Genomic DNA, 12,323 nt, shown 5'->3' on the forward strand with positions numbered 1-12,323 from the left:
TGTTTGCCAAGGACAACCACACAAATAATACCAAAAAAAGTAAACCCATGAAATCCCCAAATACAAACAAACCATCAAATAGTCAGTATTTTACAGTTTATATATTCAAAATAATTTTATTTTTTACTAAAATTAGCAATTATTTCAAATATTTTTCAAAAAACAGCTTTCTTTTAGCTCTCATAAAAACAATACAGAATGATTATAAATTACACGCGTATTTATTTAAAATTTAAGAAGCTTATTACTAAAGAAATGCTATCTTGAAAAAATGAAATTAAAAAAATATTTCTCCTTAAAATGTAACAAATATCATTTTTAGTCCTCTAATTATCATATGAAACAAAATAATCTTAAGCAAGAGTTTATCGCCTTGTTGGAGGAGCATCAAAACCTCATCCATAAAATCTGTCGTTTGTACACAGATGAGGAGTCTGCGCATAAAGATTTATTTCAGGAAATTTCGATTCAGCTATGGAAAGCTTACCCTGGTTTTAGGGGAGAGTCAAAATTCACCACTTGGGCCTACCGCATTGGTTTAAATACAGCCATTTCCCTATTCCGGAAAAGAAGCAGACAAATTACAACCACAAGTTATAATCCAGTTATTCACCATTTTGAATACCTGGAATATAATGAAGAGGAGGAACAACAGCTCAAATTGATGTATCAAGCACTTCATCAACTAAACGACATTGACAAAGCTCTCGTTTTTATGTACCTCGAAAGCAAAACCTACGAGGAAATTGCAGAAACTCTGGGGATTAGCGAAGTCAATGCTCGAGTAAAGATGAATCGAATTAAAAGCAAATTAAAAAAAATATTAAATCCGTAAGGATTCCCAATAGTATGGATGAACTTGATTTATTAAAGAAACATTGGAACGCCAACCAAAACTTTCCAAAAGTGTCCAAAGACGAAATCAGTGGGATGATGCACAAAAAATCATCCTCTATCGTCCTGTGGATTTTTATTATTAGCATAATTGAATTCTTGGGCCTAAACCTGGCTAGTTTTTTTCTATTTAAGGAAGACAGTGAATTAAAAGACATTAACAGTCCTATATTTGAATTTATCGTCAATAATATTGATTATCTAAGTGGATTAATCTCTTTGACATTCATCGTGGTATTTTACGTAAAATACCGCAAGATTTGCGTAGCGGATAACACCAAGAACTTAATGAGACAAATTCTTCAAACGAAGAAAATGGTCAACTACTATATCGGAATTAACATCTCTATTATTTCCATCCTATCGCTCTATGTAGCTATCAGCGTTTTAAGCATGGACACAGACCCAAGCCATGGTTGGCAATACTACCTGTTTATCATCGGTATCTTCCTGTTTTTATTCCTGATCTTTTTTGGAATCATCTGGTTGTATTACCGCTTGGTCTATGGAATTTTGATTAAACGATTAATGAAAAATTACCAAGAATTAGAGAAGATAGAGGATTAATGTCGTATCTTGGATACTGATTTTACTTTTCATTATTCAAGTTATGACCATCACACAATTACTATACGCCTTAGCTGTTGCAGAGCACAAAAATTTTACGCTTGCAGCAGAGAAATCCTTTGTAACCCAGCCTACCTTGAGTATGCAAATTCAAAAACTAGAAGAGGAGTTAGGGGTTCAAATTTTTGATCGTACCACTAAACCAATTCAACTGACTGCTATTGGAGCAGTTATTATTGAACAAGCGCACAAAATCGTCAACGAATCAAATCGAATCAAAGATATTGTCGATCAAGAAAAAGGGTTCATTGGGGGTGAGTTTAAGCTGGGAATTATCCCTACGGTTACCCCTACCTTACTGCCTATGTTTATCAAAACATTTGTCAGTAAGTATCCCAAAGTACACTTAATTATTGAGGAATATACAACGGAAGAAATTATCACCCGACTACGAGGAGGGTATTTAGATGCAGCAATTGTAGCCACTCCCTTAGAGTTGGATGATATTCGAGAAAAAGTATTGTATTACGAACCTTTTGTAGGCTATATCCCACCAAGCTTCCAAAGTGAATTTGAGGGCAAACTCACCACAGATCAACTGGATTTAAAGAAACTTTTACTTCTTCAAGATGGGCATTGTTTTCGCGATGGTATTATCAATATTTGTCAGAACAAAAGTGCAGAGGCTAATCGTCCTTTTTCATTGGAAAGTGGAAGTTTTGAAACACTCATCCAACTGTCTAAAGAGGGACTAGGGTATACCCTTCTGCCCTATTTACATACCTTGCATCTCCAGGCTGATGACCAACGTAATTTGATGCAATTTGCCTCGCCCCAGCCTGCAAGAGAAATAAGCCTCATCCACACCAACAACGACTTAAAACTACAGATTATTCAAGCTTTACACGAAACGATATTGGGAATTATTCGCGGTGCAATTGCCTTTCAAGATGTGAAGATTATAAGTCCGAAGAAGAAGTAGGATGCGTGATGCGTGATGGGTTTGGTGATGGGTTTGGTGAGGGTTTGGTGAGGTTTGGTGAGGTTTGGTGAGAGAACAAAGAACAACCAACGAAGAGCAAAGAACAACCAACAAAAGAACAACCAACAAAGAAAATAAAAAAGGGAATAAGACAAATCTTACTCCCTTTTATGTTATTTCGAAAAAGATTACTCTTCTCCTTCTCCTTTTACTACTAAACGGAATCCTTCTCCGTGAATATTCAAAATTTCAACTGCTTCGTCTAATTTCAAATACTTTCTCAATTTAGCGATATAAACGTCCATACTACGAGAAGTGAAATAGTTATCATCTCTCCAGATTTTCGTTAGCGCAACTTCTCTTGGCATTAAGTCATTTTCATAAATAGCCAATAATTTCAATAGCTCGTTTTCTTTTGGGGATAACTTAATTGGCTCTTGATCTTGGAACGTCAAGAATCGCAATTTTGAGTTTAAATGGAATTTACCAATTTGGAACTCAAATTTTGTGTTATCCGTTTTAACTTCGGATGTTTTTCGGTGAATAATCGCTTTGATTTTCATCAATAACACCTCAGAATCGAAAGGTTTGTTTAAGTAATCATCTGCTCCTACTTTGTACCCTCTTAATACATCCTCTTTCATTGATTTTGCAGTTAAGAAAATAATAGGCACTTCCTTATTTTTATCGCGAATCTCTTTGGCTAATGTAAATCCGTCTTTATAAGGCATCATGACGTCTAGAATACAAAGATCAAAAGTATCGCGTTTAAACTTTTCGAAACCTTCCATTCCGTTTTTAGCTAACGTAACTTCAAAGTCGTTAATCGCTAAATAATCTTTCAAGATCGCTCCAAAGTTTGGATCGTCCTCTACTAATAAAATCTTTTTGTTGTTTGTTGTTTCCATATATATTGATTAATTTATTAATGGCATTTTAATAATGAACGTACTTCCTTTTCCTTTCTCACTCTCGACATATACCTGTGCATTGTGATCCTCTACAATTTGCTGTACATAAGCCAGCCCCAATCCATGTCCTTTTACATCGTGTAAGTCTCCAGTATGTTCACGGTAGAATTTATCAAAAATTCTCTTTTGTGCGTTTTTACTCATTCCTACACCTTGATCAACGACTTTAATCAAGATGAAATCTTTGATATTCTCTGTGTAAACATCAATAATAGGTCGTTCTTTTGAGTATTTTATTGCGTTATCTAGCATATTTACCATTACACTAGTTAAGTGAAAATCGTTTCCTAAAATATCCGATCTCCTTGCATCCAAATGTAAGTTAATTTCTCCTCCTCTATCTTGGATAATTAAACTCACGTGATCAACCGCTGATTCAATCACTTCGTGAATATCCACGGCCTCTTTATCGGATTCAAACTCTTTCTTTTCGAGTTTGGAAATTCGAAGCACATTTTCCACTTGGGCATGCATGCGTTTATTTTCTTCTCGAATCATATTGAGGTACCGCTCAACCATTTCGGCATTTCCAATGACTTTTGGATTTTTAATGGCATCCAATGCTAAATTAATCGTTGCAATAGGCGTCTTAAATTCGTGCGTCATATTGTTGATGAAATCAGTTTTCATTTCTGAAATTTGCTTCTGTTTAATCAACTGGTTAATCGCATTCAAATAGGCTGCAATAATCACAACGGTAAACAAGATTGACAAAAAAGTAATCCCAATTAAAGAAGAGAATAGATATTTACTCTTTTCTGGAAAAGTAACATACAAATGATACTTGCTCTTTCCATCATTGCTCTTCAAAACAGGAACTCCATACGTTGATCCTTCACTATATTCGAAATCCTCCGATTTGATTTTGGTTGCTAATCCTTTGTTGTACACTCCAAACTCATACTTGGCATTTACGCCATATTGTCGCAATTCATTTTCGAGGAGTTCATTGAGCTTCTCTTTTGAAATTCGCTCATCTACTCGTTTTAACGCTACAATATCCTTGAAGTAAATTTCAAATTGCGCTTTATCTAACACATCGAGATTTCCTGATTTCTCAATGACCTCATCGGGGTAATTTTGGTGTAAATTATCTCCGCCACGATCAAAGGAACTCCCTTTGTGTATTTCTGTTTTTCGCCTTGCTACAAAACTCTTAATGTTTGTACTATCGGCTCTTTTATCAAAGAACGAACTTCGCAAATTAAAATCTTCAAGAACCAATGTGTTAGAATAAAATATGGACTCATTTGTTCTTGGGTCGCGTTCATAAAAAACGATTTCTTTTAATTCACTTTGTTTAGGCGGCTCGCCAATACTATCCTTCAAGTTATTATACATTTTATAGAACTCCATGGCTTCATTTTGCTCAATAGAATTTGCTACATTCCCAATAACTTGTTGAACGTGGTATTTGAATTGTTCTTCATTATTGTTATACGAACTAACAATCCAATATAATTGTACGATGATGATTCCAATCAATGAAAAACTCATGATACCGACAAGTACTCTAAATCGTAATTTATTCATCGCAATTCAAAATTATGATTAATAATATATATTCCCTAGTAGTTAACATAAAATTAACCGATTAAATTAAATGATTTTTCAAATTAATATCACGTATTATCGCAATAATATCACTTTCTACTATTTTTTTGTTATTATTTTCAATTATATACTGACTTCTTTTTACCTTTTCTGCGTCTTTCATTTGATTATCTATAATTTTGAGTACTTGTTCTTTTGAAACCCCATCTCTTGCCATAACTCGTTCAATCCGAACTTCTTCAGGAGCTACGACTACGATAACAACATCACAGGTTTTTTCCAATCCACTTTCAAATAAAATGGCACTTTCTTTCAATACAATTGGATAATCTCTATGCTGTATCAACCAATCATCAAAGTCTTTTTTAACTTGAGGATGCACCACCTGATTGAGCTGATCCAGTAGCTTTTGATTATCAAAAACCAATTGTTTTATTTTCGATCGATCGAGTAATCCACGTTCATTCATAACGGATGTTGGGAAAATTTGTTGTACAGCCTGAATAACATCGGGGCGTTCCATAATCATTTTGGCTCGTTCATCCGCAATATAAATGGGAATCCCTTGTTTTTCAAACAGTTTCGCAACTGTTGTTTTTCCACTACCTATTCCACCTGTTAATCCTACAATTATACTCATCTTCTTTTTTGCTACTTAAAAAACATTTCCGGCATTCCGTCTTGTGGTTTTCGTTTAGTGATATGCAGGATATAATTTGATTTAACAAAACCCGTACCATAACCATAAAATTGTACAAAAACAGCACAAATTGACAAAACAGACACTTTAAAACTCTTTTCTTTCTTCAAAGATATCACAAAAACAAAGAAAAAATACAGTAAATAAAGACAAATAAGAGGATAAAATCCAACCAATAGGAACAAAAGACTTAGTATAAGTCCCCCAATAAAAAGGCTGGGAAACCAATACGTCATTTTGGCATATGCTGGGTAGCGTTGGTTGAGAATAGGTCTTGCTTTTCCAAATTTATTGACCTGTACAAAGAACTTTTTCCAATCAATTCTCCGTTTATGATATACATAGGCCTTAGGAAAAAGCTCCGAATGAAAGCCTAAATTCCACAAGCGAATGGTTAAATCAGGATCTTCGCCTGGGTGAATTTTTCCAAATCCCCCAGATGCTAGAAAAGCTTGTTTGGAAATGCCCATATTAAAACTACGCGGTTGGAATTTACTCCATCGTTCTGATCCTCCTCGAATACCTCCTGTAGTCAAAAAAGAAGTCATCGCAAAATTAATAGCCTTTTGTACGTCAGTAAAACTAGCCAATGCTCGATCAGGCCCTCCAAAACAATCGACGTATTTTTCTTGTAGATATTGGTCTACAATACACAAGTAATTAGCAGGAATGATACAATCCGAATCCAAGATAATAAAATAGTCTCCTTTTGCTTTTCGCATGCCGTAGTTTCTAGAATCACCAGGACCAGAATTACTTTTGTAATAGTACGAAATGTCGAGCTGTTCTTGGTATTTTTCTACAATTGATCGCGAATCAATGGTGGATCCATCTTCTACAAGGACCACCTCAAAGCTATCTGGAAAATTTTGTTGAGCTAAACTAGCCAATAACTCATCTGTTTCATCGGGTCGATTGTAAACAGGTATAATAAATGAATAATACATTCCCTTCTTAAATAACTACAAAAATATCGCTTCCTAAATTGGAATACAAAATTTACTCCCTATATTTATATATATATTTATCTTTTTTGCGTTATACACTGTATTTCTACACCAAAAAAAAAGCAGTACAGTGTCCTGTAAAAAATTAAAAATAGTTGAACTTTTATCTTATGAATGCAATTACTATACTCTGGGTTGATGATGAAATTGATCTATTAAAACCACATATTTTATTTTTAGAAAAGAAAAATTACGCTGTTACTACGGCAACCAATGGAGCCGATGCGATTGACCTCGTCCAGCAGCAGCATTTTGACATCGTCTTTCTCGATGAGAACATGCCTGGATTGACGGGCTTAGAGACCTTAAATGAAATCAAAAGTATCAAGAATAGTCTTCCCGTTGTTATGATTACCAAAAGCGAGGAAGAATACATTATGGAAGAAGCGATTGGAGCCAAAATAGCGGACTATTTGATTAAACCCGTCAATCCCAATCAGATTCTCTTATGTCTAAAAAAGAACCTGGATGATTCTCGTATTGTATCGGAAAAATCATCCTTGAGTTACCAGAAGGAATTTCGCAATATTGCGATGGATTTGATGGCCATTAATACGTATGAAGATTGGATTTCCCTCTATCGCAAACTTTTGTTTTGGGAAAGTAAACTCGAAGATATTGAGGATCAAAACCTCATCAATATTTTAGAAGGTCAAAAGAGCGAAGCCAATAGCTTGTTCGGAAAATTTATTGAAAAGAAGTACGAAACCTGGATTAATTCGCCTACCGATAGACCTACTTTTTCCCATGAAATATTCAAAAAATGGGTTGTACCTGAGTTGAAAAAAGAAGATAGTAAAGTACTCTTTCTTGTCATTGACAATATGAGATACGATCAATGGCGTTCTTTTGAGCCTATTGTTTCTAATTATTACAAAATAGAAAGTGAGCATACCTTTTTTTCTATTTTACCCACGACAACGCAATACGCTAGAAATGCTATTTTCTCGGGCTTAACGCCTTTACAGATGGAGCAAATGCATCCTGATTGGTGGAAAAACGACACGGATGACGGAGGAAAGAACTTACATGAAAATGATTTTTTACAAGCGCAATTACAGCGTTTGCGTCTAACGATTCCCAATGAATACTTTAAGGTTGTCGGTCAAAAAGACGGAAAAAAACTCCTCGACAATTTCAATGCGATTAAACACAATCAACTCATTACCATTGTGTACAATTTTGTTGATATGCTATCGCATGCTAAAACAGAAATGGAAGTCATTAAAGAATTGGCTTCGAATGACAAAGCGTATCGCTCTCTAACGACCAGTTGGTTTAAAAACTCCAGCTTGTTAGATGTGATTCAACAAGCACAACAGGCGGGGTTCAAGCTTATTATTACCACCGATCATGGTACAATTAATTGCAATACTCCATCAAAAGTGATTGGCGACAAAAACACGAGTTTAAATCTTCGCTATAAAACAGGAAAGAGTTTAACCTTTGAGAAGAAAGATGTCTATGTAGTTAAAGATCCAAAAAAGATACAGTTACCCGCGATAAATCTCAGTAGTTCCTTTATTTTTGCAAAGAACGATTGTTTCTTGGCGTATCAGAATAATTACAATTATTATGTTTCTTATTTTAGAAATACCTATCAACATGGTGGGATATCCCTAGAAGAAATGATTGTTCCCTTTATCATATTAAACCCTAAATAAATGGAATTCACTTATCAACTGGAAGAGATTGATCAACTAGCAGCACAAGTTTTACCCTTATTAACGCATAAAATCGTGCTATTTCACGCTCCAATGGGAGCCGGAAAGACCACGTTTATTAAAGCTTTAGCCAAACAACTGGGGGTTACTGCTATGACGAGTAGCCCTACGTTTTCTATTGTTAACGCCTATGAGATTCCTCAAACAAAAGCGGCTTTGTATCACTTTGATTTATATCGTATTGAAGAAGAAGAAGAGGCCTACGATTTTGGATTTGAAGAATATATTTACAGTGGTGATTGGTGTTTTATTGAATGGCCAGAAAAAACGCCTAATTTAATTCCAGATCATCATAGTATGATTGAAATTGATATCTTAGATACCTTGGAGCGAAAATTAACGCTCACTAATACTTAATCTTTACCTTATGTCCAACATATATCCTTTTTCTAAAAAAACGCTGATGCCCCAAGAGGAGTGTTTGCTTGTAGAACCGCGTAAAGGAGAGCTATTCATTGGCGTACCCAAAGAAAATTGCACGATTGAAAAGCGCATTTGCATCACACCTGAAGCTGTACAAACGCTACATGCCTATGGACATCGCGTATTGATTGAAAAAGGAGCGGGTGAAGCATCAAGCTATAGTGATTTAGATTATAGCAAGGCAGGAGCCGAACTGACAACAGATTCTAAAAAAGTATTTGGATGCCCTATTGTCGTTAAAGTTGTTCCTCCTACTTTAGAAGAAATTAAGCTCATGACACCGCACAGCGTGTTGTGGTCCACCATTCAATTAAAGACCTTAGACCCTGCTTACTTTAAGGCGTTGGCAAAGAAAAAGATTTCAGCAATTGGTTTTGAATTTATTCAAGATAAACACGGGTCCTTTCCTGCGACGAGTATTCTAAGCGAGATTGCGGGAATTGCCTCCATTCAAATAGCCTCTGAATTAATGACCACAACCAATAACGGCAAGGGGTTATTAATGGGAAATATCACTGGAGTTATCCCTACAGAAGTAGTTATTTTAGGAGCAGGTATAGTAGCAGAATATGCGGCAAAAACAGCCATCAGTATGGGAGCGAATGTTCGTATTTTTGACAACTCCATCCAAAAACTGAGACGTTTACAGAACAACCTGCCATTTCCTGTTTCTACTTCTACGATTCAAGATAAAATTCTCTTAAAAGCATTAATGCGCTGTGATGTAGCTATTGGTGCAATTCGCGGTAAAAATAGAACCCCAATTGTCGTCACCCAAACCATGGTGGAGCATATGAAGAAAGATGCCGTGATTATTGATGTGGCTATTGACAATGGAGGATGTTTTGAAACTTCTGAATTAACCACACACGAGCATCCAATCAAGCGCAAATACGAAGTTATTCATTATGGAGTTCCCAATATTACCTCGCGTTATTGTAAGACTGCTTCTATGGCCATTAGCAATGTTATTACTCCTTTTCTTTTAGAATTTGCAGACAATGGTAGCTTAGAAGGTACAGTTTTTACAGATAATGTCTTAAAATCTGGCATTTACACCTATAAGGGACTCATTACAAATAAAGTGGTGGCCGATTGGTTTCAATTGGACTACAAAGATATTCGCCTTTTTGCGTTCTAATTTTTTGCCAATTATTTAGTTTTACAACGCTATATTGCTACTTTTGTACAAATTTTAAAGAAATGAGTTTTATACAAAGACTTGCGTATTATTTGTTTGGTCTATTAATCGGCTGCATGTTTTTATTTTACTTTTTTGGAGAAAAGAAAACAGAGTTTTGTTATCTGCCCAACTGTAGAGTTTTAAAAGATTTGCGAAGCAAGCCTGTTCAATATAGCACAGATGCCGAATTTAAGTTGAAAGAAGGGTGGGTTTTGGAAGAAGATGTTCGAAAATCACTGCAATATGGCAAAGTAGACTTTGATCAAAGTAATGTTGATTTTGAAGAAGGAAAATTATATGTCATTCATGGTCGCAATGCTACTAATGATCCTATTACGATTAAGATTGTCAACTATACTGACAAAATAAAACTTTTAGATATAACAAAGCCCTAAATATTAGGGCTTTTGTCTTTTTTATCGGTAAGTGATTTCGTTATTTATTTAAGATTTGCTGTTTAAAAGCCGTAGGTGTCATTCCTGTTATCTTCTTAAACTGTGTACTTAAATGTGCTACGCTGCTATAGTTTAATCGAAAGGCTATTTCTTTCACGGTCACTTTATTTTCTGACAACAACGCTTTTACTTTTTCAATCTTCAGTTGAATAAAATACTGTTCAATGGTTGTTGCTTCGATTTGAGCAAACTGTTGACTCAAGGATACGTAATCTTTATGCAATTGATTGGCTAAGTAGGAAGACAACGGCAAGTCTAAAACCAAAGAATCTGCTTTCAACAAATCCTGAAGTACTTCTTTAATTTGAGTTACCCCTTGTTGTTCCTTATCAGGGAGTAATTCAAAACCTAGTTCTTCTAGTTTTTGGCGAATTTGTTCAATTGCTTGATTTCCTAATTGTTCTTTCACTTCTACTTCTCCCAACTGCATGTGAACTGGCGTATAATTTGCCTCATGTAAAATTTGCTCTACGGCTAAAATACAACGATGGCAAACCATATTTTTTACATATAACTTCATCAATTGTTTACCTTTCTTTTTTGGTCTAACCTCATTCGTTTCACTTCCTTTTGAAGAGAAAACCGTTTCTTTACTGGGGTATTTTTATCATATTGTTGGTTCATCTGCTCTTCTATTTTACGCTCAAAGATAGAGAAAAGAAGAGAATGGGCGTAAACATCCTGGTATACACCGAATCCTTGACATAAAAAAAGCTACCTCAAAAAAGAGATAGCTTTCTTACTTATACGTTTAATAAATGCAGTGAATCGCTTAATTCCGGTTTTTCTTGTACAAAGCTACTTACCCATTTCCCCAATTGTTCAACATCGTAAGGAACTAAATGATTTAATGCTTTTTGTAACTCTTTATAAAACAATTTCGAGTCAAAACTAACACTTTCTAAAATAGTTGTTGCATAGTTCAACATTATTCTTGTTTTCATACCTGTATATTTTAAATCTTACTCTGTATAAACATACTTCTTTTTTTAATCAAATCAAGTTTATAGTCTATATTTTAATATTTTTTTAATACTTCATGTTTTTAGGCTAAATACCCCTATTAAACGCAAAAAAACAAAGCTTATTATATGAAGTATAAAAATAAGTTGGTTTTAATACGAATAATAAAATTCAATCTACTTATCCTGCAGTATTCTTAAAAAAAAGATTTTACATGAAAAAAAAGTTGTATTTTAATCCCTTAACATTTGACTAAATTATTACGGATTCAACCCTTTGACAATGAAACTAAAACCCAATTTTTCGCGCGGTGCTGTCCTTGTTTTAACCATTATATTCCTCATTACGGCTGTTACTTTTGAAATTTTTGAACTCAGTTCACTGCCTGCTCAATTTTTCGGAACCTTGTTAGGTGTGGTCATTACAGCTATTATTACTGTTTTACTGTTACAAGGACAAACAAAGAGTGAGGAATCCAGAGAGCGAAATTTAATGGTTTTTGAAAAGAAGCAGGAAATCTTCTTTCATTTCCTAACCCAATTGAATACCATTTTACAGAAAGAGGAGTTAACCCTCCACTTAAGTCATGATAAAACGTTAGAAAGAGAAGTCAACAGCTTACAAGATTTGCTGTTTGAATTTGGTTTTTTACAAATGCACACGTCCACGGAAACCTTTGATCGAATCTTGGTTTGTGTGGGTAATTTAATGGAAGAAAGCAAAAAAATAAAGCAGATTGAAAACAAGAAGGAACAGGATTTTGAGCTATACTATCAAGTTTTAGCTACAGATTTCTTTGCTATCGTATCGCTTTTAAAATTAGAATTGTATCAGACTGCTCCAACTGCTATCGATAAAAATCAATTGGATCGCATTATTCGTTTATCGTTTTAAGAACAA

At 34.7% G+C, this 12,323-nt stretch carries 14 protein-coding genes; 8 read left to right on the forward strand and 6 right to left on the reverse strand.

Annotated elements, in window-relative coordinates; all coding sequences use genetic code 11:
* Positions 1–337: 337 nt before the first annotated feature.
* The 3 genes from ACLJX0_RS07535 to ACLJX0_RS07545 are packed head-to-tail and all read left to right on the forward strand — an operon-like array spanning position 338 to position 2,443.
* Positions 338–835, forward strand: a complete 498-nt coding sequence (locus ACLJX0_RS07535; protein WP_410879564.1) for an RNA polymerase sigma factor — start codon at positions 338–340, stop codon at positions 833–835.
* Positions 836–849: 14 nt separating this feature from the next.
* Entirely contained in the window at positions 850–1,461 is a 612-nt protein-coding gene (locus ACLJX0_RS07540) for a hypothetical protein (protein ID WP_410879566.1), read from the forward strand.
* A 43-nt stretch (positions 1,462–1,504) separates the two neighbouring features.
* Complete coding sequence (locus ACLJX0_RS07545) at positions 1,505–2,443, forward strand: LysR family transcriptional regulator (protein ID WP_410879568.1); 939 nt, start codon at positions 1,505–1,507, stop codon at positions 2,441–2,443.
* Positions 2,444–2,631: 188 nt separating this feature from the next.
* Here the strand turns inward: ACLJX0_RS07545 and ACLJX0_RS07550 are convergent, their stop codons facing one another.
* From ACLJX0_RS07550 to ACLJX0_RS07565, 4 genes are all read right to left on the reverse strand, one after another.
* Positions 2,632–3,351, reverse strand: a complete 720-nt coding sequence (locus ACLJX0_RS07550) for a response regulator transcription factor (RefSeq protein ID WP_002986137.1) — start codon at positions 3,349–3,351, stop codon at positions 2,632–2,634.
* Positions 3,352–3,360: 9 nt separating this feature from the next.
* Positions 3,361–4,947 (reverse strand): sensor histidine kinase, encoded by a 1,587-nt coding sequence (locus ACLJX0_RS07555; protein WP_410879570.1) that lies wholly within the window; start codon positions 4,945–4,947, stop codon positions 3,361–3,363.
* Positions 4,948–5,008: 61 nt separating this feature from the next.
* Positions 5,009–5,608, reverse strand: a complete 600-nt coding sequence (gene coaE, locus ACLJX0_RS07560; protein WP_410879572.1) for a dephospho-CoA kinase — start codon at positions 5,606–5,608, stop codon at positions 5,009–5,011.
* Positions 5,609–5,619: 11 nt separating this feature from the next.
* Positions 5,620–6,615 (reverse strand): glycosyltransferase, encoded by a 996-nt coding sequence (locus tag ACLJX0_RS07565; RefSeq protein ID WP_410879574.1) that lies wholly within the window; start codon positions 6,613–6,615, stop codon positions 5,620–5,622.
* Between the two features lie 170 nt (positions 6,616–6,785).
* On the opposite strand from ACLJX0_RS07565, the gene ACLJX0_RS07570 reads away from it, so the two are divergent.
* The 4 genes from ACLJX0_RS07570 to ACLJX0_RS07585 all read left to right on the forward strand — a co-directional run bounded on the left by ACLJX0_RS07570 (position 6,786) and on the right by ACLJX0_RS07585 (position 10,400).
* Positions 6,786–8,339, forward strand: a complete 1,554-nt coding sequence (locus ACLJX0_RS07570; RefSeq protein ID WP_410879576.1) for a PglZ domain-containing protein — start codon at positions 6,786–6,788, stop codon at positions 8,337–8,339.
* A complete protein-coding gene (tsaE, locus tag ACLJX0_RS07575; protein WP_410879578.1) occupies positions 8,340–8,756 on the forward strand; it encodes a tRNA (adenosine(37)-N6)-threonylcarbamoyltransferase complex ATPase subunit type 1 TsaE in 417 nt (138 codons plus the stop codon).
* 10 nt (positions 8,757–8,766) lie between these two features.
* Entirely contained in the window at positions 8,767–9,963 is a 1,197-nt protein-coding gene (locus ACLJX0_RS07580) for an alanine dehydrogenase (RefSeq protein ID WP_410879580.1), read from the forward strand.
* A 62-nt stretch (positions 9,964–10,025) separates the two neighbouring features.
* Complete coding sequence (locus ACLJX0_RS07585; RefSeq protein ID WP_410879582.1) at positions 10,026–10,400, forward strand: DUF4258 domain-containing protein; 375 nt, start codon at positions 10,026–10,028, stop codon at positions 10,398–10,400.
* A gap of 40 nt (positions 10,401–10,440) precedes the next feature.
* Here ACLJX0_RS07585 and ACLJX0_RS07590 read toward each other — a convergent pair whose 3' ends face one another.
* Both ACLJX0_RS07590 and ACLJX0_RS07595 read right to left on the reverse strand, forming a co-directional pair.
* Positions 10,441–10,980, reverse strand: a complete 540-nt coding sequence (locus ACLJX0_RS07590; RefSeq protein WP_410879583.1) for a helix-turn-helix domain-containing protein — start codon at positions 10,978–10,980, stop codon at positions 10,441–10,443.
* A gap of 223 nt (positions 10,981–11,203) precedes the next feature.
* Complete coding sequence (locus tag ACLJX0_RS07595) at positions 11,204–11,404, reverse strand: hypothetical protein (protein ID WP_410879584.1); 201 nt, start codon at positions 11,402–11,404, stop codon at positions 11,204–11,206.
* A 301-nt stretch (positions 11,405–11,705) separates the two neighbouring features.
* Here ACLJX0_RS07595 and ACLJX0_RS07600 point away from each other — a divergent pair, with 301 nt between their 5' ends.
* Entirely contained in the window at positions 11,706–12,317 is a 612-nt protein-coding gene (locus ACLJX0_RS07600) for a hypothetical protein (protein WP_410879585.1), read from the forward strand.
* The last annotated feature ends 6 nt before the right edge of the window (positions 12,318–12,323 follow it).

It is taken from the genome of Myroides sp. DW712, from assembly GCF_046557355.1.
Taxonomy (GTDB): domain Bacteria; phylum Bacteroidota; class Bacteroidia; order Flavobacteriales; family Flavobacteriaceae; genus Flavobacterium.